Annotated in this window: 27 protein-coding genes; 22 read left to right on the forward strand and 5 right to left on the reverse strand. The window is 53.5% G+C overall.

All coding sequences use genetic code 11. The annotated features are described in order from the left end of the window. Positions 1 to 216: 216 nt before the first annotated feature. A complete protein-coding gene (locus CIG75_RS08445) occupies positions 217 to 4107 on the reverse strand; it encodes a non-ribosomal peptide synthetase family protein (protein ID WP_172844433.1) in 3891 nt (1296 codons plus the stop codon). A gap of 237 nt (positions 4108 to 4344) precedes the next feature. Between CIG75_RS08445 and trpS the strand changes: the two genes are divergently transcribed. The 8 genes from trpS to CIG75_RS08485 all read left to right on the forward strand — a co-directional run bounded on the left by trpS (position 4345) and on the right by CIG75_RS08485 (position 13074). Beyond that, positions 4345 to 5328 (forward strand): tryptophan--tRNA ligase, encoded by a 984-nt coding sequence (gene trpS, locus CIG75_RS08450; protein WP_094236264.1) that lies wholly within the window; start codon positions 4345 to 4347, stop codon positions 5326 to 5328. A 238-nt stretch (positions 5329 to 5566) separates the two neighbouring features. After that, complete coding sequence (locus tag CIG75_RS08455) at positions 5567 to 7222, forward strand: acyl-CoA mutase large subunit family protein (RefSeq protein ID WP_094236265.1); 1656 nt, start codon at positions 5567 to 5569, stop codon at positions 7220 to 7222. Between the two features lie 15 nt (positions 7223 to 7237). Continuing rightward, complete coding sequence (locus CIG75_RS08460) at positions 7238 to 7642, forward strand: cobalamin B12-binding domain-containing protein (protein ID WP_094236266.1); 405 nt, start codon at positions 7238 to 7240, stop codon at positions 7640 to 7642. 2 nt (positions 7643 to 7644) lie between these two features. Next, on the forward strand, positions 7645 to 8076 hold the full coding sequence (gene mce, locus CIG75_RS08465) for a methylmalonyl-CoA epimerase (RefSeq protein WP_227874385.1): 432 nt from the start codon (positions 7645 to 7647) through the stop codon (positions 8074 to 8076). Positions 8077 to 8091: 15 nt separating this feature from the next. Further along, positions 8092 to 9618: an acyl-CoA carboxylase subunit beta gene (locus CIG75_RS08470; protein ID WP_094238377.1), complete on the forward strand. Its 1527-nt coding sequence runs from the start codon at positions 8092 to 8094 to the stop codon at positions 9616 to 9618. Positions 9619 to 9628: 10 nt separating this feature from the next. Further along, the gene (locus CIG75_RS08475; protein WP_094236267.1) at positions 9629 to 9847 is read left to right on the forward strand and encodes a hypothetical protein; all 219 of its coding nucleotides are present in this window, start codon (positions 9629 to 9631) and stop codon (positions 9845 to 9847) included. After that, positions 9844 to 10962, forward strand: a complete 1119-nt coding sequence (locus CIG75_RS08480) for a M20/M25/M40 family metallo-hydrolase (protein WP_094236268.1) — start codon at positions 9844 to 9846, stop codon at positions 10960 to 10962. The genes CIG75_RS08475 and CIG75_RS08480 overlap by 4 nt, the downstream gene beginning before the upstream one ends. Positions 10963 to 11094: 132 nt before the next feature. Continuing rightward, positions 11095 to 13074: a methyl-accepting chemotaxis protein gene (locus tag CIG75_RS08485; protein ID WP_094236269.1), complete on the forward strand. Its 1980-nt coding sequence runs from the start codon at positions 11095 to 11097 to the stop codon at positions 13072 to 13074. A gap of 47 nt (positions 13075 to 13121) precedes the next feature. Here CIG75_RS08485 and CIG75_RS08490 read toward each other — a convergent pair whose 3' ends face one another. Further along, a complete protein-coding gene (locus CIG75_RS08490) occupies positions 13122 to 13346 on the reverse strand; it encodes a DUF1450 domain-containing protein (protein WP_094236270.1) in 225 nt (74 codons plus the stop codon). A 118-nt stretch (positions 13347 to 13464) separates the two neighbouring features. Further along, positions 13465 to 13704, reverse strand: coding sequence for a hypothetical protein (locus CIG75_RS08495; RefSeq protein WP_094236271.1), 240 nt, complete (start codon positions 13702 to 13704; stop codon positions 13465 to 13467). A 213-nt stretch (positions 13705 to 13917) separates the two neighbouring features. Between CIG75_RS08495 and CIG75_RS21415 the strand changes: the two genes are divergently transcribed. From CIG75_RS21415 to CIG75_RS08510, 4 genes are all read left to right on the forward strand, one after another. Further along, a complete protein-coding gene (locus CIG75_RS21415; protein ID WP_265415071.1) occupies positions 13918 to 14046 on the forward strand; it encodes a hypothetical protein in 129 nt (42 codons plus the stop codon). Between the two features lie 94 nt (positions 14047 to 14140). Continuing rightward, positions 14141 to 14473: a chaperone CsaA gene (gene csaA, locus CIG75_RS08500; protein ID WP_094238378.1), complete on the forward strand. Its 333-nt coding sequence runs from the start codon at positions 14141 to 14143 to the stop codon at positions 14471 to 14473. 1 nt (position 14474) lies between these two features. Beyond that, positions 14475 to 15377, forward strand: coding sequence for a DMT family transporter (locus CIG75_RS08505; protein ID WP_094236272.1), 903 nt, complete (start codon positions 14475 to 14477; stop codon positions 15375 to 15377). A gap of 72 nt (positions 15378 to 15449) precedes the next feature. After that, positions 15450 to 15710, forward strand: coding sequence for a hypothetical protein (locus CIG75_RS08510; protein ID WP_094236273.1), 261 nt, complete (start codon positions 15450 to 15452; stop codon positions 15708 to 15710). 59 nt (positions 15711 to 15769) lie between these two features. Here the strand turns inward: CIG75_RS08510 and CIG75_RS08515 are convergent, their stop codons facing one another. Beyond that, positions 15770 to 16732 carry a Gfo/Idh/MocA family protein gene (locus CIG75_RS08515; RefSeq protein ID WP_094236274.1) on the reverse strand — a complete coding sequence of 321 codons (963 nt, stop codon included), beginning with the start codon at positions 16730 to 16732 and terminating at the stop codon, positions 15770 to 15772. Positions 16733 to 16885: 153 nt separating this feature from the next. Between CIG75_RS08515 and CIG75_RS08520 the strand changes: the two genes are divergently transcribed. Together CIG75_RS08520 and CIG75_RS08525 are read left to right on the forward strand one after the other, a co-directional pair. Further along, complete coding sequence (locus tag CIG75_RS08520) at positions 16886 to 18070, forward strand: M20/M25/M40 family metallo-hydrolase (RefSeq protein ID WP_094236275.1); 1185 nt, start codon at positions 16886 to 16888, stop codon at positions 18068 to 18070. Further along, complete coding sequence (locus tag CIG75_RS08525; protein WP_227874386.1) at positions 18067 to 19230, forward strand: DUF3866 family protein; 1164 nt, start codon at positions 18067 to 18069, stop codon at positions 19228 to 19230. Before CIG75_RS08520 ends, CIG75_RS08525 begins: the two co-directional genes overlap by 4 nt. Here CIG75_RS08525 and mciZ read toward each other — a convergent pair. Continuing rightward, entirely contained in the window at positions 19182 to 19337 is a 156-nt protein-coding gene (gene mciZ / locus CIG75_RS08530) for a Z-ring formation inhibitor MciZ (protein WP_094236276.1), read from the reverse strand. The genes CIG75_RS08525 and mciZ overlap by 49 nt on opposite strands. A gap of 85 nt (positions 19338 to 19422) precedes the next feature. Between mciZ and CIG75_RS08535 the strand changes: the two genes are divergently transcribed. The 8 genes from CIG75_RS08535 (at position 19423) to xerD (ending at position 25722) form a co-directional block, all read left to right on the forward strand. Beyond that, on the forward strand, positions 19423 to 19980 hold the full coding sequence (locus CIG75_RS08535) for an NUDIX hydrolase (protein WP_227874387.1): 558 nt from the start codon (positions 19423 to 19425) through the stop codon (positions 19978 to 19980). A gap of 3 nt (positions 19981 to 19983) precedes the next feature. Continuing rightward, entirely contained in the window at positions 19984 to 21171 is a 1188-nt protein-coding gene (locus CIG75_RS08540) for an endonuclease Q family protein (protein WP_094236277.1), read from the forward strand. Between the two features lie 83 nt (positions 21172 to 21254). Further along, on the forward strand, positions 21255 to 21905 hold the full coding sequence (spoIIM, locus tag CIG75_RS08545; protein WP_094236278.1) for a stage II sporulation protein M: 651 nt from the start codon (positions 21255 to 21257) through the stop codon (positions 21903 to 21905). A gap of 23 nt (positions 21906 to 21928) precedes the next feature. Beyond that, positions 21929 to 22270 (forward strand): RNHCP domain-containing protein, encoded by a 342-nt coding sequence (locus CIG75_RS08550; protein ID WP_094236279.1) that lies wholly within the window; start codon positions 21929 to 21931, stop codon positions 22268 to 22270. 347 nt (positions 22271 to 22617) lie between these two features. After that, on the forward strand, positions 22618 to 23061 hold the full coding sequence (gene fur / locus CIG75_RS08555; protein ID WP_094236280.1) for a ferric iron uptake transcriptional regulator: 444 nt from the start codon (positions 22618 to 22620) through the stop codon (positions 23059 to 23061). A gap of 210 nt (positions 23062 to 23271) precedes the next feature. Next, positions 23272 to 24390, forward strand: coding sequence for an alanine dehydrogenase (gene ald, locus CIG75_RS08560; protein WP_094236281.1), 1119 nt, complete (start codon positions 23272 to 23274; stop codon positions 24388 to 24390). A 107-nt stretch (positions 24391 to 24497) separates the two neighbouring features. Further along, positions 24498 to 24743, forward strand: a complete 246-nt coding sequence (locus CIG75_RS08565; protein WP_157729456.1) for a DUF4227 family protein — start codon at positions 24498 to 24500, stop codon at positions 24741 to 24743. A 91-nt stretch (positions 24744 to 24834) separates the two neighbouring features. Further along, a complete protein-coding gene (gene xerD, locus CIG75_RS08570) occupies positions 24835 to 25722 on the forward strand; it encodes a site-specific tyrosine recombinase XerD (RefSeq protein WP_094236283.1) in 888 nt (295 codons plus the stop codon). Positions 25723 to 25736 lie beyond the last annotated feature (14 nt).

The raw sequence follows: 25736 nt of genomic DNA on the forward strand, positions 1-25736 counted from the left end.
AATCATGTAAGTTCAAGATTTTACTAATAGTAGTATATTACCTGATAAATATCAAAACTTCAAAACTTATTTTTAGTTCAAACAAGCAGGAAAAATAGTTTTTAGGTAATAGAATGGTGCGCATTGAGTTTTTGTTCGGTTCAAGTGAACAGTTTATAAAAAAAACCGAAACAACCCGGGAAAAAAACCGGGTGTTTCGGTTACAAATGTTCTGCCTTACACAAACTGCAGCTGTTTTTCCGCTTTTTTTGCGGCTTTGGCTTGCGTGTATGCGGCGGCTTGCTTTTTCGCTTCGAGCGTCTCCAACAGGGCCCAATGCTTGGAAGCTGGCAGATAGCCTATGTTGATCGCGTGTTTGAGAATGGCATAGATCAGCTCGCGATCCGGTTCGGGGCAAACGATGTTCGATCCAGCAAGCAATTTTTTCGTGGCTTTGCAGGAGATCTTCATCACCGGGTCTTCGGTATTCAGCTCGTTAAAGTGAGCGAAGATCAGTTGCAGCGCCTCATGATGTTTGGGAGAATCATTGTCTTGGAACAGCCACCACATGTAATCTTGCGAATCCATGGTCAGGATGCTATAGCCAAGCCCTTGCACGATCGAGATGAATTTCTCCGTTTTGATTTGCTTTGGATTGCATAGATGCAGGGTCTGAGAGATCGTATCCTTACGCATGACCGAATGAACGAGCGCTTTCGAGCAGTAGTTGACAGGAGTCATATCGACATAATTCGGGTCTTCCGGCGTCGTTTCCAGCATCAAGGTCGCTTTCATCCATTGATAGAAAGCGTTGCTTTCGATATTGCGCTGGAAGCGTCCTGTCACCGAATGGCCGACGAGGTTGCCGACGCGGTAAACGGTGCACAGCACCCCTTGCTTGATCGCTTCGCGCACAAGCTTTTCTGCGCGGAATTTGGTCTCGCAGTAGAGGTTGTGGAACGTTTGACCACGGTCAAAGTCGCCTTCGGTCACGACGTACTCTTCCTCGTCCGTTTCGTTTGGACCCATGATGCTCAGCGTCGATACGTAGTGGAAGCGAACGCCTTCACGTCGGCGCGCGATGTCGAGCAACTGCTCGGTCGAGCGGACGTTGACCTGTTGGAAATGCTCTTCATCTCCGTAGTAGCGGACATCGGCGCCACAGTGGATGACAGCATCCGATTGGGAGTAGACGATCTCGCGCTCTTCCTCGGAGAGGCCAAGCCCTTCTTGGGTCAGGTCGCCTGAAAGCGCGGTGACGCGCTCTTTCGCTTCCTCTGCCATCGCATGTCCGAAGTAGTAATCGACCGTTTCGAGCAGACGCTCTTGCGGGGTTACGTCTTTGGAAGGGCGAATCAGGCAGTAGATGTGAGCATCGGTGTCTTTCAGCAGATCGTGCAGGATGTGCGAGCCGAGGTAGCCAGTCGCTCCGGTCAGGAAAACGACGTTTGGCTTTTGCAGCTTCAAGCGGCAGACCGCTTCTTTTTTCCCGGCTGCTGCGCCTTCGGCCGTTTGCACGATAAACTGCTCAAACTGGGTCAGCGCGATTTCGCACGCGGCATCTTGGGCGATGCGAAGTTCAAGTTCGGCGACGGTCGGATGTTTGTAAAAATCTTGAATCGTCAGCGTCGGATAGTAAGGTTTTAATTTTACAAGGCACGGCAGAATGTTCAGCGAGTGGCCACCCATGGCGAAAAAGTTATCATGGATGCCAACTTGCTTCACGCCGAGGATCTCTTGCCAGACTTCTGCAATCAGGCGTTGTACATCATTTTGCGGCGCTACATAAACCTCGTCTCCGCCCGAGTTGACATCTTCGGGAGACGGAAGCGCTCGGTGATCGATCTTTCCGTTGATTGTAACCGGAATCGACGGAATGTTGATCACATAGGCCGGAACCATATAGTCGGATAAAGATTCCGCCAGGAAGGCTTGAATTTCTGCCGGGCGGACAGGTTGTTCGGTCACGACATACGCAACGAGACGCTTTTGTCCAATCGGGTCTACGCTTGCGATGACGATTCCTTCTTTGATCTGCGGATGCTGCAAAAGCGCCGCTTCGATCTCGCCGAGTTCGATGCGGTATCCACGGATTTTGACTTGGTTGTCGATGCGTCCTTGGAACTCGATGTTTCCATCGGGCAACATCCGGCCCAAGTCGCCAGTTTTGTACATCTTTTCACCCGGACGGAAAGGGTTGCTGATGAACTTTTCTGCGGTCAGTTCCGGACGGCGGAAATAGCCGCGCGCTACGCCGGCACCACCGATGTAAAGTTCACCGCATGCTCCGATCGGTACGAGGTTCAAATGGCTATCTAGCAGATAGACTTCGGTATTCTGCAGAGCGCGGCCAATCGGCAATGGATTGGGCAGGCTTTGCTTACCGCGGGAAGACCAGCCGGTGGCACTGACAGTTGTTTCGGTCGGACCGTAGTTGTTGATGTAATGTACGCGCTGGGACCAAAGTTCAGCGAGCGGAACGGGACAAGCGTCACCTCCGGTGACGATCACTTCCAAGTTTGGGCCTGCTTCAAGCGGCAATTGGCTGAGCATCGACGGCGTGGTCACGAAGAATGTGATCGCTTCGCGCTCCAGCAAGTCGGTCAAAGCCTCAGCGTTTTTCAACTCGTGAGAAGGAGCCATGATCAGCGTGGCACCGCGCGTCAAAGTAAAGAAGACCTCCATGACGGACGGGTCGAACGCCAGCGAGATGAACTGCAGTACACGGCTCTTTTCATGAAGTTCAAAAAATTCGCCTTGTGCCACCGCAAGATTGCACAGGCCGCGGTGATGAAGCATCGTCCCTTTCGGCTTACCGGTCGAACCGGATGTGTAGATGACGTACGCCAAATCTTCCGGGGCGGTTTCCGAAGCAACCGCGGTTGTCGGATACGTGCCAACGACCGGCATTTCTGAGTCCAGAGAGAAGACTTCGCCGTTAAAGCCGATCAGCTTATCGAGCAGGAAGTCCTTCGTGATGATGAGCAACGCGTTCGAGTCTTCGAGCAAGTAGTCAATGCGCGCCTGCGGTGCATCGGGGTCGATCGGCAAATAGGCGCCGCCGGCCTTCAGTACACCCAAGACGCTAATGATCATCTCCATCGAGCGGTTGACCATGATCGCGATAATGGAGTCGCGGTCGCAGCCGCACGCACGAAGCGCATGGGCTAACTGGTTTGCCTTCTCGTTCAGCTGGACGTAGGTTAATTCCTCGTCCTGGTAGCGAACGGCGATGTTATCAGGCGTGCGCAGAACTTGTTCTTCGAAGACGTCGATGATCGTTTTGTCAGACGGGAAAAAGGCTTCCGTTTCGTTGAAGGAAGCGAGCAGTTGCATCTCAACTTCGGACAGCATGTGCAGCTCGGAAACCAAAGTTTTTGGCGCTTCGGTGATCGAGTGCAGCAGCGTTTGGAAGTTTTGCAACATCCGTTTGATCGTGCTCGATTCGTACAGCCCGCCATCATAAGTGAAGGACACGCGCAGATCGGTCTTCGTGTTTTTGAGCGTAAGTCCAATCTCGACGCCAACTTGTTTCAAAGCGCGGATATGCCCTTGGCGTTTGCCGTTTTCCATCGCAAAACAAGCAGGAAACGCTGCATGTTGAAATTCGGCGTTCTGTGCCGAATGATCGGCGATCAGTTGCTCCATTTCGCAGGTTTGCGCAACGAGTGCGGCGATGTTGATCTCGGCCAGCACTTCCGAGAAATCGGAGTTTTGCGAAAAATCAAGGCGAAGCGGCAAAAGGAAATTCCGTGCTTCACTCGTCTCCGTCAAGGCGGAGTTGTGCACGCCGATCATCATTTCGTCGGCACGGCTGTAGCGGTGCAAAAGCACTGAAAACGCAGCTAGCACGACAGAGGAGAGCGAGGTTTGCGTCGAGTTGCTCAGGTTGCGAAGCTTCTCCGTCAATTCTGCAGACAAGGTGATTTCGCTTTCACGCAGTTCTGTCGCTTTCTTTTGAGCGCGAGAGAAATCGGTCGACATTTCCAAGACCGGCAGTGGAGACTGCCAGTGATTGGCAAAGAAGTTTTTCAAGCTGTCAGATGCTTGCGTCGGCCCCGTAGACGCAAGTGAGTTATCGGCGGTCTCTTTCCCAGAGAGACCTTTGCCTTGATCATCATTTAGCATAACTACACCCATCCCCCAATGGTTATTTTATCTTCAATCCCCATTAAAATTATACTTCTCTATCATTCCGTCGTCAACTTAATAGACCGTTAATTTTAATGCCCTTTTATCTTCTAGTATAATCAGTGAACCAGAAATGAACTTCAAAGGCAAAATTTAGGAAATTTTATGCGGTTTTTTCTGTATCCAACTTATGCTAAAATGCAGAGTAGAAGAGTAAGAGAGGGGCCGTTTGGTTTGAAAAGAGTTTTTTCAGGTGTACAACCGTCAGGCAATCTGACGATCGGTAACTATTTAGGTGCACTCAAGCAGTTTGTAGAGTTGCAAAACGAGTCGGAAGCCCTCTATTGCGTCGTCGATTTGCACGCGATCACCGTTCCACAAGACCCGGATGATCTGCGCAGACGCTCGCGGGAGATCGCCAAGCTGTATTTGGCGTGCGGTGTGGACCCGAATAAAGCGACCGTGTTCATTCAATCTCATGTCAAGGAGCACGCAGAACTGGGGTGGCTTTTGCAATGCTCATCCTACATGGGAGAGTTGAACCGCATGACGCAGTTCAAAGATAAGTCGGAAGGGAAGCAGTCGGTGCAGGTCGGTCTGTATACATACCCGGTGCTGATGGCGGCCGACATCCTGCTTTACGACGCTACGCATGTGCCGGTCGGCGACGACCAGAAACAGCACATCGAGCTGACCCGTGACATCGCTGCACGCTTCAACGGGCGTTTTGGCGAGACGTTTGTCATTCCGGAACCGCAAATTCAGGAATTTGGCGCCCGCATCATGGCGCTGGATGAACCGACGAAAAAAATGTCCAAATCGGCGGAGAACGAAGGGGCGCGCATCGCGATTCTCGAAGATCCGTCCGTGTTCAAGAAAAAGATCATGCGCGCTGTGACCGACACCGAGAATGAAATTCGTTTTGACGAAGAGAACAAGCCGGGCGTATCGAACTTGCTGACGATCTACTCCCTGTTTGCAGGCGAGTCGGTGGACACGTTGGTCGCTCGCTACCAAGGGCAAGGTTATGGCAACCTCAAAAAGGATCTCGTCGAAGTGATGACCGACAAGCTCGGAGCGATTCAACAGCGGTATAACGAACTGAGCGACACAGACGAGCTCGACAAAATTTTGGCGGCCAGCGCCGAGCGAGCGCGCACAATCGCTGAGCGGACGGTCAATCGCGTGAAAGACGCGATGGGTCTGGTTCGTTTGTAAAGCATCGCGATTGTAAAGGGTACAAAGTTGGAGTGTTTGTAAAACTTCCTAATAAAACTGACAGGTTTCCGCTAGGGATTTGTCAGTTTTTTCCATGTGGAATAGAGGATTCATTCACTGATTTACCCTTTATGAAAGCGGTTGTGTGGTATAATAAGCCGTATGTGCCATTCTTTTTACTCGTGGTGACAGCATATATCCAACACATAGAAGCACTTGGGTAGGAGGTTTTTGATTCATGTCAGACTTCAAGACAAAACTGCAAGACTGGCTGGCAAAGGCAGATAAAGCAGCAGCCCGTTTTCCAGAGCGTCGCGAAACGTTCACTACGTCTTCAGACACCCTCGAGGTAAAGCGTCTCTACACGCCAGAAGACGCGCAGGGCGACTATCTCGAGAAACTAGGCTTCCCAGGTGAATATCCGTATACCCGCGGGGTCCAGCCGACGATGTACCGCTCTCGTTTTTGGACGATGCGTCAATACTCTGGCTTCGGTTCCGCAGAGGAGACGAACCTGCGATTTAAATATTTGCTCGAAAACGGTCAGACCGGTCTGTCCACCGCGTTCGACCTGCCGACGCAGATCGGCTACGATTCTGATGATATGATGGCCAAAGGTGAGGTGGGGAAGGTCGGTGTTGCGATCGCCTCGCTCAAAGACATGGAGACGTTGCTTAGCGGCATCGCACTGGACAAGGTCTCGACGTCGATGACGATCAACGCGCCAGCTTCCGTGTTGCTTGCGATGTATATCGCAGTCGCTGAAAAGCAAGGTGTTGCTTCCACTGAAGTATCGGGCACGATCCAAAATGACATTTTGAAAGAGTATGTCGCTCGCGGCACGTACATCTACCCGCCGGAAGCGTCGATGCGCTTGATCACCGATATTTTCGGCTACTGTGCTGAGCATGTGCCGAACTGGAACACCATCTCCATCTCCGGGTATCACATCCGTGAAGCAGGCTCCACCGCAGTGCAGGAAGTGGCGTTCACTTTATCGAACGCGATCGCCTATGTCGAAGCGGCGGTGAAAGCAGGTCTGGACGTGGACCGCTTTGCCCCACGCCTGTCATTCTTTTTCAACGCACATAACAACTTTCTTGAAGAGATCGCCAAATTCCGTGCGGCTCGCCGAATCTGGTCGCGCATCATGAAGGAGCGCTTTGCTGCGAAAGATCCGAAATCGTGGCAACTTCGTTTCCATACGCAGACGGGCGGCTCGACACTGACCGCTCAGCAGCCGGATAACAACATCGTTCGCGTGACCATGCAAGCCCTGTCTGCCGTGCTCGGCGGCACCCAATCTTTACATACTAACTCCAAGGACGAAGCGTTGGCACTTCCGACCGAAGAATCGGCGCGCATCGCGCTGCGCACGCAGCAGATCATCGCCTATGAAAGCGGTGTCGCTGACACGGTCGATCCGCTCGCAGGTTCGTTTTATATCGAGTCTCTGACCGATGAGATCGAATCCCAAGCGCTCGAGTATATTGCGAAGATCGACGAGATGGGCGGCGCGGTCAAAGCGATCGAGCAAGGATACATGCAGCGCGAGATCCAAAACGCTGCCTACCAATCGCAAATGGATATTGAAAGCGGCTCCGCGGTCGTCGTTGGCGTCAACAAGTTCCGTCTGGAGAACGAGCCGAAGCCGGATTTGCAAAAGATCAACCCAGAGCTTGAACGCATTCAGAACGAGAGCCTTGCCGAACTGCGTAAGACTCGTGACAATGAGTTGGTGCAAGCGAAACTGGCCGCTTTGCGTCAAGCGGCACAAGGCACCGACAACCTGATGCCGTTCATCGTGGACGCGGTCAAGGCGTACGCAACGCTTGGCGAAATCTGCAACGTCATGCGCGACGTGTTTGGCGAATACCAGCCAGCACAGTGGTAAGAGGAGGAACACATCATGTCTGAAACAAAAATCCGTGTACTTGTTGCCAAGCCCGGTCTCGACGGTCATGACCGCGGGGCGCTTGTCGTCGCCAAAGCGCTGCGCGATGCGGGGATGGAAGTGATCTACACCGGCCTGCGTCAGACCCCGCAGCAGATCGTAGCTTCGGCGATCCAAGAGGACGTCGATGTGATCGGCCTCTCCTCACTGTCCGGAGCGCACATGCATCTGTTCCCGGAGGTGGTGCGCCTGATGAAGGAACAAGGTTCGGACGACGTGCTGATCATCGGTGGAGGTGTCATTCCGGATGAGGACATCCCGGCGCTGAAAGCAGCGGGCATCTCCGAAGTGTTCACGCCGGGCACTCCGCTGACCGCTATGTCCGATTACATCCATGCCAACGTCAAAGACCGGGGGTAAGCATGATGACGTTTGTTCCTTACAAAATTGATCATCTGGGTTTGGCTGTCTCTTCCATCGAAGAGACGCTCCCCTTGTATGCGAACGTGATCGGTCTAAAGGTGATTCATGAGGAGATCATCGACGACCAGATGGTGCGTGCGGTCTTCTTGGAGGTTGGAGAGAGTTGTGTGGAACTACTCGAACCGACTTCCCCCGAGTCGCCGATCGCCAAATACATCGAGAAAAAAGGACCGGGGATTCACCATGTCGCCTATGCGGTCGAGGATGTGCAAGCCGCGCTCGACCATGCGCAAGCGCAAGGGTTACGCCTGATCGACAAACAGCCGCGGCGGGGTGGCCACGGCAAATTGATCGGTTTCGTGCACCCGAAAGATACGCACGGTGTTTTGACCGAGTTCTGCCAGAAGATCGAGGAGACGGAGGAGAAGTAAGTGGAGAAGAAGTTGATGGAACTGCATGATCGCCGCCGCAAGATTGAATTGGGCGGAGGTGACAAGCGGATTGCGGCCCAGCACGACAAGGGCAAGCTGACCGCCCGCGAGCGTTTGGAGATTCTGCTTGATGAAGGATCGTTTCGCGAACTGAATCCTTTTATCGAACACCGTGCCACCCACTTTGGCATGGCTGATGCGGAAGGTCCGGGCGAAGGTGTCGTCACCGGTTGGGGCAAGATCAATGGCCGGATCGTCTATGTTTTTGCGCAAGACTTTACCGTTTTTGGCGGTGCGCTCGGTGAGATGCATGCGCTGAAAATTGCCAAGGTCATGGATCTGGCAGCCAAAAATGGTGCTCCGGTGATCGGCTTGAACGATTCGGGCGGCGCACGAATTCAAGAAGGTGTCGCCTCGCTCGATGGGTATGGACATATCTTCTACCGCAACTCGATCTACTCCGGTGTCATCCCGCAGATCTCCGTGATCATGGGGCCGTGCGCAGGCGGCGCCGTCTATTCGCCTGCGATCACCGACTTCATTTTCATGGTCGAAGGCACCTCGCAGATGTTCATCACTGGGCCGAAAGTCATCGAGACGGTGACTGGTGAAAACATCTCCGCAGATAACCTCGGCGGCGCGCGCGTGCAGTCCAGCGTCTCTGGTGTCGCACATTTTACAGCCAAGACGGAAGAGGAAGTGTTGAACGAAGTTCGCCGCCTCTTGTCCTTCCTGCCGCAGAACAACATGGAAGAGCCGCCGCGAATCTTCTCCAAGCCGGATGACGGCTACTGCGAAGAACTGCTGGAAGTGGTTCCGGTCGAAGCGACGAAAGCGTACGATGTGCGCGACGTGATCACCCGCATCGTTGACGACGGCGACTTCCTGGAAGTGCAGCCGAACTTTGCGAAAAACGCGGTGATCGGCCTGGCGCGCATCGAGGGCCATCCAGTCGGACTGATCGCCAACCAGCCCAAGTATATGGCGGGCGGTCTGGATATCGATTCGTCAGACAAAATCTCCCGCTTCATCCGTTTCTGCGACTGTTTCAACATCCCGCTGATCACGTTTGAAGATGTGACCGGCTTCATCCCAGGTGTCATGCAGGAGCACCGCGGCATCATTCGCCACGGCGCGAAGATCCTCTATGCGTATTCGGAGGCGACTGTGCCAAAGATCACCATCATCTTGCGCAAAGCGTTTGGCGGTGCGTATGTGGCACTCAATTCCAAAGCGATCGGGGCAGACCTCGTCTACTCGTGGCCGACCGGAGAAGTAGCCGTCATGGGTGCAGAAGGTGCGGCGAACATCGTGTTTGCCAAGGAGATCGCAGACAGCGAGAACCCGACCGAAACGCGTGCCCAAAAGATCGCAGAGTACAAAGACAAGTTCTCCAACCCCTATGTGGCAGCTTCTCTTGGCATGGTTGACGATGTGATCGACCCGCGCGAGACCCGTCAGAAGCTGAAAGAGGCGCTGGAAATCTTGCGCAACAAGCGTGAGACTCGCCCGCCGAAGAAGCATGGGAACATCCCGCTCTAAGGAGGATGTCATGTCACAGGACCAATTTGAAGTGACCTTCATCCGTGGACCGCGCGACGTTTCACCTTGGAAGCGCGCCGCCCGTGAGCTGGCGATGGCAACTGAGCGCTTGCAAACCGCAGAGACAGCGCTGCAGGCTCGCAACAGGTACGTGGAGAAGCGTCACGAGATCGCATGTGAGAAATATCCGAATGCCATTTATACGCTGAAAGGCAGGAACACAAAATGATCCAAGTAAATCGGGAACGACTGATCCAAGAGTTTATGGAACTGGTACAAATCGACTCCCTGTCTCGCGATGAGCGGAACATGGCCGATGCTGTCATCGCGAAGCTGAAAGCGCACGGCGTCGAAGTGGTAGAGGACAACGCGGGGGAAAAGATTGACGGCAACACAGGCAACCTGATCTGCACGATCAAAGGCGACCCGTCGAAAAAGACGATCCTGTTCACCTGCCACCTCGATACGGTTGCTCCAGGCAGAGGCATCAAGCCCCAACTGCTCGATGACCGCATCACCTCGGACGGCACTACCATTTTGGGAGCGGATGACAAAGCGGGTATCGCCGGGATTTTGGAAATGGTGCGCGTACTCAAGGAGCAAAACTTGAACCACGGCAACATCGTGCTCTTCCTGACCGTCTCCGAAGAGACCGGACTGCTCGGTTCCCGTCATGCCGACTGGAGCAAACTGCCACATGTTGATATGGGCTTCGCGTTCGACTCCAACGGCCCGATCGGCAAAGTGGTCACCAAATCTCCGTCTCAGGCGCGTCTTGACATCATGATCAACGGCCGACTGGCACATGCGGGTGTTAATCCAGAAGCGGGCATCTCGGCGATCAAAGTGGCTTCTGCTGCGATCTCTCGCATGAAGCTCGGTCGCATCAACGAAAACACGACAGCGAACATCGGCTCGTTCCACGGCGGCGAAGCGACCAACATCGTTTGCGACCGTGTTGAAATCAAAGCGGAAGCGCGTTCGTTAGACCCGGCTGAATTGGACGTGCAGATTGCACACATGAAGGAAACGTTCGAGGCGACTGCAAGGGACTTTGATACCACAGCGGAAGTCACTGTGAACAAGCTGTATCACAATCTGCGTCATGAAGAAAGCGCAGAAGTGGTGCAAACGGCGTTCAAGGCGATCAAATTGCTGGGCATCGAGCCGAGCACGATGTCGTCGGGCGGCGGCTCTGATGCAAACGTTTTGAACGGTCAAAACATCCCGACTGTCAACCTGGCGATTGGCTATCAAAAAATTCACACTGTTGAAGAGTTCATCATGCTAGACGACCTGGAAACGGCTGCTAAGCTGTTCATTGCCGTGACCCAAGCGGTCTAACGAACTTACATGCAATCGGCACCGCCTCTCTGCTTTTAAGAGGCGGTGTTTTTTTTGTGAATTAAACAGGTAAACTGTCATTCTTCGTCAAAGTATTACAAACGAACATCAGTGTGAAAGGGATGGAAGCCTTTGAAATTGAGAACGAAGACATTTGGCATGCTGCTTTGCATGGCACTGATTCCGATGATTATTATGGGCAGCGTCAATAACTTCGTCTCCTCGCAGGCACTGAACTCGCTCCAAGAGTCGGCAGTGTTGGCGGCGGAAGAGACGACGATCGAATTGATCGAGTCGCAAAAACGCATGGCGGTGATCGTGGCTGAGCAAGCTTCGATGAACCAACAGCTGCTCGGTGCGGTGATGTCTGGCGATCGTGGGCAGATTGCCAAGGAGATGGATACGCTGTTTCAAACATTGAAACAGAAGGGGCTCACGGTGTTAGAAGCTGGTAATGCGATGGGCAACGTGCTCTATCGTGGGCACAACCCAGAAAAATATGGAGATAACAAATATGCCGATCCGATCGTCTCACTTGCGCTTACCAGAGGACAGGTTGTGGCCTCCGCTGAGGAAGGAGAGTCTGGAATTGCGATGCGCGGTGTTGCTCCACTCAAACAGGGCAATACCATCCAAGGCACGATCCTAACCGGATTTAGCACCGATCTCGATTTTGCCGAACAACTGAAGAAGATGGTTGACGGTGAAGTGGGGATTTATAGCGCCGAGAAGCAAGCGATGCTCGTTTCCACGATTCAAGGCGAGCAAGACAATATGACCGATCAAACATTGATCGACACAGTGCTCAATCATCAGCAGATGTACCGCACGCAAGGGGAAGTAAACGGAGTGCCTTACGATTTTTTATACGTGCCGTTGACCGATTATGATCAATTTAAAACGCTCGGAGTGCTGCGCATCGCCAAGTCACGGGAAGCGATCGTCGCGGTACAACTGGAAAACCAACTTTACAGCATCGGACTCGCACTGGTCGTGATCCTGCTCGCTGTGTTGATCGCATCGTTTAGCACCAACTCGATCGTTCGACCAATGACGGTGGTGATGAACGGGTTGCGACGTGCGTCGGATGGTCATCTAACGTTGGCCGAACCGGTCAGGGCAACTGGCGAACTGTCTCAGTTGCGCGAACATTACAACTTGATGATAAAAAATATTGGTGATCTGCTTACGATAGCTAAAGGTACGGCCTCGCGGGTTGCTGGACTAACCGAATCGCTGTCACAAGGCACCGAGGAGGCATCGGCTGCGGCCGATCAGGTCACACAGTCGGTCGATGCGGTGGCGATGGGGAGCGATTCACAAAATGATGCCTTGCAACGCGCCAACCAACGTCTGGGCACGGCCCTACATTCGCTAGAGGAAATCCAAAAGCGCTCAGCCGAATTAAGCCAGCATGCTAAAGATGTGGACGCAGCGACCCTGCTTGGACGACGTACGATGAGCCAAACTCGAACCGAGATGAATTCGATTCACACGCAGGTGGAACAAACGGCGGAGACGATGAATCGTTTGGGGGAACGGTCGCAACAAATCGGCCACATCGTCGATCTGATCGGTGGGATCGCCGCCCAGACCAATCTCTTGGCACTGAACGCGGCCATCGAAGCGGCACGCGCTGGTGAGCAAGGCAAAGGGTTTGCTGTCGTTGCTGACGAAGTGCGCAAACTTGCCGAGCAATCGGGGAAAGCGGCCGAAGAAATCGGCCTGTTAATCGGGGAGATACGCAAACAGGTCGAAGTGAGCATCGCTGATATGCAGCAAGGTCTGACTGTTGTTGCAGCAGGCAACCGCGCAGTCGAGGAGTCGGAACAGGCGTTTGAAATTGTTAGCAAGGGGCTGACCGAGGTGACCCGGGAAATTGCGAACGTTCACCGCCTGACCGACGATGCGACAACAGAAACAAGCGGTGTCGAAGCGGAATTTCGTTCGATTGCGGCTGTCTCGGAACAGACGGCAGCTTCAAGCGAAGAGGTCGCGGCCGCCATTGAGGAGCAGGGGGCTTCGATGACCACGCTCGCCGAATCGATGCACGAACTCGCACAGTTGGCGGAAGAGTTGAACCGTGCCGTCAACAGATTTAAATTTGAATAAGCGCATGCAAAAAGCACCTGTCGAAAGACGGGTGCTTTTGGTTTGGATCAATTGCTTTGTGACGTTTGTAGACTGGCAAGGATCTTATGAAGGAGCTGTTCGGCAGAAATTGCTTCGATCAACACGCCATCGATGAGGGCGACGTAACAGAGGAAACAACCGGCGCAGCGGTTCAGACAGGCATAGGCGACAATGTCTGCATCGTGAAAAGTGATGCGCAACTGATTGATCAGCTTGGCAGTCTCATTGGTCTCACAAATCTCAATGACCATCCGTTCGATCGCCTCCTCCCGAGCCTATTTTCGCGCATCCTGATCTTGTCCGTCAACGCTGACCATGCCTGAACCCTGACAAAAAGACGGGATGCTTAGGTCAGCACCCCGTCTGCATTTATACTTTAAAATTGTCTGGTTCGAGCTCAGTAAAAACTGGATGGTCGATGACGGCACCGTTCAGCTCATAGACGAGCACCGTATCGGCCGCAGGTACAGTTTCTTCTACATAGTGCTGGTTTGGGCAGAGCCGATAGCGGCTGCCAAATCCCGTTTCGGACGGTGCTGTCAGCAGTTTGTCACTGCAATAGGGACAGCGGCCGGTCAGCGGTTTCCAAAACCTTTGCCAAGCGTTCATCTTTATCACCATATCCCTATCTTTATACTTGGTATTATAAAGGGTGGTCTCCCGGCTGACAAGTGAAAGTGCAAGCGTACAGACAATTTCCACTTGTGCTACACTACATGTAAGAGTTGCGGTTTAGTAAGGAGATTCCAGATTGACCGATGTGGATGTGACAGTATACGTGCTGATCGGCTTGATCGGTTCCTTTTCTCGGGCATCGGAGGGATGATCGGCAAGATCAGCTCTGGGAGCCTGCACGACGGATTCGCCTGGCTGTTCGTGGTTGCCTCCAGACTCGGTTCGGTACTCGGCCTGCGCAACGGACAAAAGATAAATGTGCGCTTGCTACGCTAATTTTTGAGCGGGGTGAATCTTTTCTTTGCGCTAAATAGCTGGGGCGAATTGATCTGGAATGGGTGGAAGTGGTGAAAAGATGGAGGAAGAAAACATGGCAACGTTTGACGATTTTCAAAAATTGGATCTGCGCATCGGTACGGTGATTCGAGCGGAACCGTTTCCGGAGGCGCGGGTGCCGGCGATCAAGATGGAGATCGATTTTGGCACAGAGATCGGAATCAAGCGCTCCAGCGCGCAGATTACCGTTCATTATTCGCCAGAGCAGATGGTCGGTCGGCAGGTGACAGCCGTCGTCAATTTCCCGCCGCGGCGCATCGCTGGCTATGTTTCGGAAGTGTTGGTGTTAGGCGCTGTGCTGCCCGAAGGTGACGTTGTGCTGATGAACCTGGACCATCAGGTGCCAAACGGCACGAAGATCGGTTGAGATGCAGAAGCTATTTGGAGCGGTTTGCCTCGCTGCCGCAGCTGCGATCTGGGGCGGTACATACGTCGTTTCAAAATATGTGTTGGCCTATGTGCCAGCACTGACCTTGGTGGTCGTGCGCTTTGCGATCGCCGCGATCGTTTTGGGGCTGGTCCTGCGTCTTTTAGGCGGTGACAAGGTACATAGAGGGGATTGGGGCAAACTGGCTCGCTACGGTTTGGTCGGTTACACGATCTCAATCTCCACCCAATTTATTGGCACTCATCTCTCCACCGCCCACATGGGCGCAGTGATCACTTCAGCTTCTCCGGTCTGCATCGCCCTGTTCGCATGGCTGTTGCTCAAAGAGCGACTGAGCGGGAAAAAAATCGGTGCGCTGCTCGTCGCGACGCTTGGTGTGCTGATCGTCATCGGCTACGATCATGGGTCGGGAGATGGCAGCAATCTGCTCGGCAACCTTTTTCTCGTCATCGCGGCGGTGACGTGGGGGCTCTATTCGGTGCTTGGCAAAGCGCTGACGGAGCGCTATACGCCGCTTACCGTCACGTTCTGGGCGACCGTATTTGGGGTGTTGTTCACCTTGCCATTGTCACTGTGGGAGATTTCGGTGGAAGGCTTTACCTTGCCGCTAGATGATCCGTTGATCGTCTGGGGGATTTTGTTCCTCGCCATCATCTCAACTGCCGTCGCGTTTTTCCTCTGGGCGAAAGGTTTTGAGCTGCTGGATGCGGGCACGGCCGCCCTGTTTTTCTTTGTACAGCCGATCTTTGGCTCCTTTCTTGGCTGGTTGATGCTCGGGGAGCAGTTGACTGCTTCGTTCATCATTGGCAGTGTCTTGATTTTCGTCTCTGTAGGAATTTCCATGTTGGGTGACGAAAAGAAGAAGGAGGCGGTTGCGACCTGACACTTGGGGTATGTGCAATCGCAATCGTTGGGCAGACTGAAGGAATGATCGAAAGGAAGGTGTTTGATCGACATGACAATGAACGTACTCAAGGTATTCACTCAAAATATTGAGGTCTTCTCCGACCTGTACCATTTACTTGAGAACTTGTCCCTTACCGAAGGCCAAGAGACCGAAGTCGAAGGTGTAAAGGTAAGTGGCGGTGGTCAGGTGGATGAAGAATATTTGGATACGATGCGCGTCAAATTGGACGTTGCGGTGCTGAAAGTGAAGCCTGGCAACGTTACGATCCTCCAGCACAGCGGTATGTTCGAAGTGCTGTTCCCGGAGTAACTTGATCTACGTTATAGAAAAACAACTCGAGAGCTGCTCGAGTTGTTTTTCTTTTTGTCCTATTCTTCTGAGTTGCGCAGTGATTCTAAGATGACCTGCACCTCGTAGCCTGCTTGGAAGTCGTACAGTTGCGCAGACTCGCCTTGCAGCGCGCGCACCAGATTGTGCACGACATTTGTAGAGTCTATATCGTCCGTTTGGAGTGGGAGGATCGGCTCGCCCAATTTGCCGCCCTCAAGTGTTTGCCAATCGGTCAGGCGCAGGGTGCCTGCCGATCCGTATGCGGTGAAGGAGACGCGTTCCGAACCGGCCAGTTGCGCGAGTCCGTCGTAGAGAACCGGCGTTCCGTCTTCCAGTTCTAACTGGGCGAGGATGCCCGTTTCGGAGCGGGTCGAGTCGGCTGGGAACTCTAGCGTTTTGGAGAGTACGTTGAGCGGCCCGAACACAGTTTGGAGCAAGTGGACAAAGTGCGCGCCCGTTTCCATCACGAACCCGCCTTGTTCACGACCGCCGACCCAATCGTTTTGTTGCCAAGCACGAGGCCACTGTGGAAAATGGGTGTGCACCTCCAAGCGGCGCAGCGTACCGAGGTAGCCCTCTGCGAGCAAGGTGCGAAATTTGTTGCATCCTTGCGTGTAAGGCAAGGGGAAATTGATGGCATGTAACACGCCTGCCGTCGTTGCCGCTTCCATCATCTCCTTGGCTTCTTGCAACGAGTTGGCCAGCGGTTTTTCACAGAACAGATTTTTGTTGGCAGCCAGAACATCGAGGGCGATGCGGTGGTGGTACTTCGGAGGGACGGCCAGGTAGACGAGATCCAACTCCGCTTCTTGCAACATCGCTTTGTGATCGGTAAACCACGGGATGCCGCCCAGTTCATTCGATTTTTGCATGGCGAGGTCTGCCAGCACGTCGGTGACCGCCACCACCGTGGTTGCAGGGTGCATGGTGAAGCTTTTGATCAAGCGTTCACCGATCGCGCCAAGTCCGATAATGCCAACTCGAAAAGGTGTAGTGCTCATGAGCTATTCCCCCACTCGATATGAAATCTGTTGCTTTTGTTCAATACTACCATTTTTCGAAGATCCCGATAAGCGTGGTCACTTGTCTTTGCGGCTGAGCCGCTTATCCCTGTCAAATTCAGGTCATACTAGGTGCTGAAAGGGGGGCTTTGCATGCAATTGAATCAACAGCAGGTGGTCGATCGCTTTTTAGAACTCGTCAAAATCGACACACCATCGCATGAGGAGCGGCTGATGGCCGATTATTTGCTGAAGGCGCTAAAGGAATTGGGTCTTGAGGTGCATGAGGATAGCGCTGGTGCATTAGCCAGTCATGGAGTGGGGAACGGGACGCTCGAGAGTCTCGGGAAACGGACGCAGACGGGCAACCTGATCGCCAGTTTGAAAGGCGATCTGGAGGGCGTTCCGCCGCTGATGTTCACCGCCCACATGGACACGGTCGTTTCCAATCGAGGGATCAAGACGGAGATCGACAATGGGGTGATCCACACGGATGGCAAAACGATCCTTGGGGCGGACGACCGGGCGGGGATTTGTGCGATTTTGGAAGCGATTCGTTTTTTGAAAGACAATGATGTGAAGCATGGAGATTTGCAGTTTGTGTTTACGATTGCAGAGGAGACCGGGCTGTATGGGTCGCTCTATTTGGAAGAAAAGGAGATCAAATCGCAATACGCTTTTGTGATGGATTCGGGCGGTCCACCCGATACGATCATCACGATGGCACCGACCGAAGTTGATTTTACAGTGCGCATCTATGGAAAAGCGGCGCACAGCGGTGTCAATCCGGAGGACGGTTTAAACGCGATTTCCGTCGCAGCCGATGCGATCTCCAAGTTAAAGTTGGGGCGAATCGATGACGAGACCACGATCAACATCGGCATCATCCAAGGCGGTGAACGCACGAACATCGTCTGTGATCGCTGTGAAATACAAGGGGAGGTCAGAAGCCGAGATGACCAAAAGCTGAGCGAACAGTTGGCAAAGGTGCGGACCGCCTTTGACTTGGCCGTTCAGAAGTGGGGGGCGAGGATGGATTTTGAAGAGCAGAAAATTTACCTCGGCTTCAATCTGACAGAAGAGGACGAAGTGGTTCGCCTCGCCATGGAAGGCGTGCGCAGCGCGGGGCTCGAACCGAAATTGGCACCGCGCGGGGGTGGAAGTGATACCAACAATTTTAACGCCAAAGGCATTCCGGCCGTCAACTTGGGCGTTGGTGCGAATAAGGACCACACGGTCGAGGAAAATCTCAAGGTGCAAGACTTGATCGACGCGACCCGCCTGGTGATCGGCATCATCCAGACGGCTGCAGAGCGGACGGAGGTAAAATCCTCATGAAGCGAAGATTCGAGCGAGGCACTGTCAGGGCGGTGATCGGCGAAATGGGAGGTGGCCGGGAATTGCTCGTGGACCTCAACGGCAAGAGCGAGCGTGCCTTTGAAGAACAGGACGTGTGTGTGCGGGCTGAAGTTGGCGATACCGTTTTGCTCAACACGACAGGTGTCCGGCTTGGTCTTGGCACAGGAGGAGTGCATTTTGTCGTCAGCGCATGGGAAAAAGCGGGCTTGGGCAACCACGATGCAACCGAGTTGCCCGGCCACATCATGAAACTGCGCTATACACCATTGCAGCGGGCGGTGCATGCGGTCGAGGAGCAGGATCATCCACTGCATGAACACATTGTTGCGCACGAGTCGCTGGATCATGTCCCTGTAGTGATTTGCGAACTGCACTCGATGGTACCGGCAGTCGCCATGTCGCTGCAATATGAGTTGAAGCAGAGCGGTCAGGCGCCATGCAGGATCGCGTATGTGATGACAGACGGAGCGGCGTTGCCGATCGCTTTTTCCAAGACGGTGCGCGCCTTGAAAGAACTCGGGTTGCTCAGCGGCACCGTCACCGTAGGACATGCATATGGCGGCGATCTGGAAGCGGTCAACCTCTACTCAGGACTGCTGGCAGCGAAACACGCGATGGAAGCGGACGTGATCATCGTCGCGATGGGGCCGGGCATCGTCGGCACCGCCACCAAATACGGTCACACCGGGATCGAAGTCGGGCAGGTGGTCAATGCGGTGCATACGCTCGGGGGTGATCCGATCGTCGTGCCGCGCCTTTCGTTTGCCGATCCGCGACCACGCCATCAAGGTATCTCACACCACACCCTGACCGCGTTAGGACAGGTCGCGCTCGCCAAAGCCACCGTTCCGCTCCCCAATCTGACAGACGAAGAGACGGCTCAGATCTTCAAGCAGATCAGGAGCGCCAATCTGCATGACAAGCACCAACTTGTCGGGGTCAGCGGAAGGTCGATACTGGACGCGGCCAACCATTTTCAAGTACCATTGAGGACGATGGGGCGCACGCTGCAAGAAGATCCTGCCTTTTTCTTTGCGGCGGGGGCAGCGGGCGAATGGACGTCCCGCCTCATCAAAAAACCGCTCCGGCATCATGCCGTGCGGTCTTCTGCAGGTGCGTTGTTGGCCGATAAAAACTGACTGAGCGTCGCGTTGCTGTTGCTTGCGATCGTGCGGAGGACAGCGCGAATCTCCCATGCTCTGCCAACCAGACGCAACCTGTTTTCTGTCATGTACGTTTTGACCATAAGGGTTGTCCCTCCCGAACTGACTATGATGTTCTCAGTCTATTCCGGGAGTAGAAGCGATATACCAAGCGGAGGAGGAGAAAAGTTGTCTCACGATCATTTGATAGAAAAGACGCTGTCTTCGAAGACGATTTACGAAGGCAAGGTCATCGATCTCACCGTGCAGACGGTGCAGTTGCCAAACGGAAAAGAAGCGCTGCGCGAAGTGGTGCTGCATCCGGGCGCGGTGACGGTGCTGGCGATTACCGACGAGGACAAAATTCTGCTGGTCAGCCAATTTCGCAAACCGACAGAGCGCGTGCTGATCGAAACTCCAGCCGGGAAACTGGAGCGCGGCGAGAATCCGCTGGAGTCGGCGAAGCGTGAATTGGAAGAAGAGACGGGGTATGTTGCGAAGGAATGGAAACATCTCGCCTCTTTTTACACGTCGCCAGGTTTTGCCGATGAACTGATGCACGCCTATGTGGCGACCGGTCTTACGCTGACGAAGCAAAACCTCGATGATGACGAATTTTTAGACGTGCTCGCAGTGACGGCAGATGAGGTCCAGCAGATGATCGCTGACGGGCAGATCTACGACGCCAAAACGCTGGCTTGTGTCTACTGGTGGCTTCGTGAGCGGGCGTTGCAGGGGAAAGCGTAAGCGATGACCACGGAGCTTCGCGAATACTTCTTAGACCTACATATCCACATCGGGCGCACGAAAGACGGGCGTCCTGTGAAAATAACAGCGGGGAAAGACCTGACTTTTTTTGAAATCATCCGCGAGGCGGCCGACCGCAAAGGTGTAGGGATCATCGGGATCATCGACGCGGTATCGCCGCCCGTATTAGATGAGATCGAAGCGTTTGTTCGCGAGGGGATCATGACGGAGTTGCCGGGAGGTGGCTACGACTATCAGGGTCGGACGACGCTGTTGCTCGGTGCGGAAGTGGAGACATCGGGACCGCATGGTGGGGCCGCACATTTCGGGATCTGGATGCGGGACATCACCGCGATGCGCGAGTTTTCTGACTGGTTGGGCGAGCGGGTCACCAATCGAGTGCTGTCCTCACAGCGCGCGCGCTGTACCTCGTTCGAACTGCAAGCAAAGTGCACGGAGCTAGGTGGCCTGTTTATCATCAACCATGCCTTCACGCCGCACAAAAGCGTACTCGGCAACTGCGTACCTCGCCTGTCGGAGATGGTGGAACTGGAACAGGTGACCGCTTTGGAACTTGGACTTTCAGCCGACTCTGCGATGGCCGACCTGTTTTCGGAGCTGTCAGACATCACGTTCGTCTCCAACTCCGATGCGCATTCCCTGGCCAAGATTGGGCGAGAGTACAACAAAGTCAGACTGGCCGCCCCTACTTTTTCAGAAGTGAAAAAAGCGCTCTTGCGGCAGGAGGGGCGCGAGGTGGTCGCCAACTATGGACTCGATCCGCTACTCGGCAAATACCATCGCACGTACTGCCTCGCCTGTGACGAGCTGCTCGATACGGCGACGATCCAAAACTTGTCCTGCCCGGCATGTGGTGGAACGAAAATTGTGCGCGGAGTGCTCGACCGCATCCGCTCCATTGCGAACCGCACAGAGCCGATGCACCCGCCGCACCGCCCACCTTACTTCTATCAAATTCCGCTCGATTTCATCCCGAAGGTCGGCAAAAAGACGATCGACAAGCTACTCGACCATTTTGGCACCGAGATGAACGTCCTGCATCGAGCGACCGAAGAGCAGTTGCATGAGGTGGTAGGACCCAAGATCGCGCGGGACATCGTGCTCGCGCGCGCTGGACAACTTGCGATCGCCACGGGCGGTGGCGGAATCTACGGAAAAATCCTCTCCTGAAAGCAGAGTCGATCAGATTCATAGTCTTGCATCCTCCGACATAGACTGTAGCATCGGACAAGTCGGAGGAGGAGGGGCTAGCTATGTTTGGCGACTGGAAACAAGCATCGTCCTTATACATGCGGGATCACCTAAGTTTGTTTGTCTTCACATCGGTGCTTTTTATGATCGGGGTGCTGTTTGGCGCCATCGTCGTCGGTGCTTTGGCTGAGGACCAGGTGACCTCGCTCAATGAATCATTAAAAGGTTTTTTCAATGCGATTTCTCTTGATCAGACAGGCACCACCGCGTCGGAGATCACCTGGCATTCGGCAGCATCTTTCCTGAAGACGGTCGGTCTACTCTGGATCTTGGGAATGTCGATCATCGGACTGCCTGTCATCGTCATCTATATTTTTATCAAAGGATTTGTCGTCGGCTTTTCGGTCGGCGTGATCGTGTCGCAGTTCAAAGGGCAGGGCCTGCTGTTTGCACTGGCTGCGATCTTGCCACAAAATTTAATCTACGTTCCGGCGCTGATCTTGTGCGGTGTGGCGGGGATCTCCTTTTCCTTGATGCTGGTCCGCAGCAGATTTACCCATCAGCAGCGCGGCGGTGCCGGAACGTTGCTCTATCGAAATTTTCTCTCGTACACCGGGCTGATCGCGGCGGTCGCCGTCGTGATGGTCGTGGCGGCCTTCGTAGAAGGCTATCTCTCGCCGTCGTTGATGCGATTGATCGTGCCGCAGGTGTAGAAGGCAAGGAGCGTTACTGACTGATGAGCCGTATGTTTACTGTGATCAATGAAGAATTTGAGTGCTTGAACTGCAAAACGCAGGTCAAACCATTAGCGCAAGGATCTTGCCGCAACCACTGCCCCAACTGTTTTCACTCGTTGCACCTCGACATCAATCCGGGGGATCGGGCGGCCAATTGCGGCGGCATGCTTGTGCCGATCGGCTTTGAAGAGCATAAGAAAAAGGGGCACATGGTCATCCACCGCTGCCAAGCGTGCGGACATGTCGGTCGCAACAAACTCGCATTCGACGACCCGGTGCAACCAGATTCGTTCGACGAGATGGTAAAATTGATCCAAAAATTCTCCTATCAGCAATTCTAAACGGTACAGAAAATTGGAAAATGCTAACTGCTCCCATTCTGAGAAGTCGAACCTAGACTTACGAAGAAGCGGGAGCGATTTTTTTGGAGGCATAAGTAAAAGCTGACCGAACGAGGCCAGCACATCGTGTACCTTGCTGTGGTTGACATCGCAAACGCTCTGCCGTCCGACTCGCATTACGAGGTGTAGAGGCGGTCCAAAAAACGGTAAAAAACCTGCTCAAGCGGTTAGCGTAGGAGGGACAGTTTCGACGGCTGGCAAAAGTTTGACACGTCTAAAACGGTTGAATATAATAAGGAAGGATTTAGACAATTGGATGTTAACAAAACCGCTAAGGGGGGCAGGAGATGCAAGAGAGACTCGAACAGATCAAAAAACAACTCCACTCGGAGCAGTTTAAGCTGACCCCTCAGCGCGAGGCGACTCTTCGTGTGCTTTTGGAAAATGAAGAGAGCCATCTGAGTGCGGAAGAGATTTTCATGCTGGTCAAGCAAAAGTCGCCCGACATCGGCCTTGCAACTGTCTACCGAACTCTCGACCTGCTTTGCGATTTGAAGATCATCGAGAAGCTAAACTTCGGTGACGGTGTGGCACGCTACGAATTCCGCACCGACGACCATCCGCACCACCATCATCATTTGATCTGCCTAAAGTGCGGCTCATTGTCGGAGATCGAAGACATGCTCGACGATCTTGAGGAACGGGTCGAGCGCGATCACAAGTTTAAAATTGTCGATCATCGTGTCAGCTTTCTTGGCTATTGCGAAAATTGCCAGAGTGAAGCGGAGTAACCCTGCAAAAAGTTGCCTGCAATTTTTGTAGACTGTGCTAAAATTTGCAGAGCGATTGCAGGCTCCGTATCCTCTTTTCTGCTTGATGTCAGACTAAATCGGTACTTAGTTGGACAAGTTTCCAAGTTGAATCAACTTGGCATATTTATTGCATAATGAATCAGTGTGAATGGACGAGCAATGCTCGCAACTAAGGGGGCCTACATAATTATGAACGTTGGAATTCCGAAGGAAATTAAGAACAATGAGAACCGTGTCGCCATCACGCCGGCTGGTGTAGAAGCACTGCGCATCAACGGTCACAACGTATTTATCGAAACGAGCGCTGGTATTGGTAGCGGTTTCACGAACGAAGACTACCAAAACGCAGGTGCGGTGATCCTCGAAACTGCGGCGGAAGTGTGGAGCACCGCCGATATGATCATGAAGGTAAAAGAACCGATCGCGCCTGAGTACGGCTTTTTCCGCGAAGGGCTGATCCTGTTTACCTACCTGCATCTCGCGCCGGAGCCGGAATTGACCAAAGCGCTGATCGAGAACGGTGTGATCGCAATCGCTTATGAGACGATCCAATTGCCGGACCGCTCCTTGCCGCTGCTCATTCCGATGTCCGAAGTGGCAGGCCGCATGTCCGTGCAAATCGGCGCGCAATTCCTTGAAAAGCCGTGGGGAGGTAAAGGCGTCCTGCTCGGCGGTGTACCGGGCGTTCTGCCGGGCAATGTCGTGATCATCGGCGGCGGTATTGTCGGTACCAACGCGGCGAAAATGGCACTGGGCCTTGGCGCGAACGTTACGATCATCGACAATAACTCGACTCGTCTGCGCCAACTGGATGATATCTTCGATGGCCGCGTGCGCACCTTGATGTCCAACTCCTACAACATCGAGTCGATGGTTCGCCAAGCGGATCTCCTCATCGGTTCGGTCTTGATCCCGGGCGCGCGCGCTCCGAAACTGGTCAAAGAATACATGGTCAAACAAATGGCTCCGGGCTCTGTGATCGTGGACGTTGCGATCGACCAAGGCGGTTCCATCGAGACGAGCGACCGCGTGACCACTCACTCCGAGCCGACCTATTTGAAGCATGGCGTCGTGCACTACGCAGTGGCGAACATGCCGGGCGCAGTCGCTCGCACTTCGACGCTGGCGCTCACCAACGTGACGCTGAACTACGCACTGGCGCTGGCTAACAAAGGTTGGGCGCAAGCGGCGAAAGACGACGCGGCATTGGCGAAAGGCGTCAACGTTGTCAACGGTAAAGTAACGTATGAAGCGGTTGCAACCGCACTGGGTTACGACTACACCGAACTGGCTTCGGTAATCGCATAACGAATGCATCACGAAGAAGGGCAGAAATGCCTCTTCTTTTTTTTCGTCCCTGTCCATACAGTGTTTGTAACGGGCAATCAGGTCTTTTTGTGAGGAGGGGACAAGAGGTGATCATATCGCTCCGCCAATTGTCGCGCTTTTTGCGCTTGATCATCTTTACGATTATTTTCAGCTTCATCTGCTTCAAAGTGCTAATGATCGTGCAGGCGATGATCGAACCTGCCAATAAATACAAAGAACCGATCGGCGGGGATGCGGTAAAGGTCGATGCGCGTTATGAGCCAGTAACGCCGGATCACTCGTATGACGAAATCCTGTATCGGCTCAACCTTTTTTTTGAAATTGGGGAATAGTTTTCTTTACATAACTTTTGTAGAACGGAAGGATTTTGACCGACTTTGCCGAATTTTAATGGGGTCAAGCATGGGCAAAAGGGGTCGTTACATGGACAGGCTGATCGAGCGATTTATTCATTACCTAGCAGTTGAACGAGGACTCGCGCTGAATACACTCGAGTCGTATCAGCGTGACCTGATCGGGTATGTGGGCTTTTTAGACCGAAGCGGCATCCAAGATCTCAACCAGACGCGTCGCGCCAATATCATCGCGTATCTGGCCGAACTGCAGCGTAAGGGTCGTGCAACTTCGACCATTTCACGCAATCTGGCTTCCCTGCGTGCGTTTTATAGCTTTTTGTTGCGCGATGGATTGATCGACGGTGATCCGACGGCCAATCTGGAGTCGCCAAAGATCGAGAAGCGACTGCCCAAGGTGCTTTCGGTCGCTGAGGTCGAAGCGCTGCTCGAAGGGCCAGATACAGGCACGATTGCTGGCATCCGCGACAAAGCGATGCTCGAACTGCTCTACGCAACTGGAATCCGCGTCTCCGAGCTGGTGTCCTTGAACATTTCTGATGTCAACATCAACATGGGTTTTCTCAAATGTTACGGCAAAGGCTCAAAAGAGCGCATTATCCCGCTAGGTTCGGTCGCATTGACCACGGTGGGCGACTACCTGCTCAAGAGCCGGGGCAAGATGCTCCGCGACCAGATGGAAGAGTCTCTGTTTGTCAACCATCACGGACAGCGCTTGTCTCGTCAAGGCTTTTGGAAAATCATCAAGAAATATGCGCACTCTGCGAGGATTGATAAAGAGATCACTCCGCACACTTTACGACACTCATTCGCCACTCATCTGTTGGAAAACGGTGCGGACCTGCGTGCGGTGCAGGAGATGCTCGGTCATGCCGACATCTCGACCACCCAGATCTACACGCATTTGACCAAATCACGCTTAAAAGAAGTGTACGCCAAAGCACATCCACGTGCTTAGCATAACCCTCACCA

It is taken from the genome of Tumebacillus algifaecis (assembly GCF_002243515.1).
Classification (GTDB): Bacteria; Bacillota; Bacilli; order Tumebacillales; family Tumebacillaceae; genus Tumebacillus_A; species Tumebacillus_A algifaecis.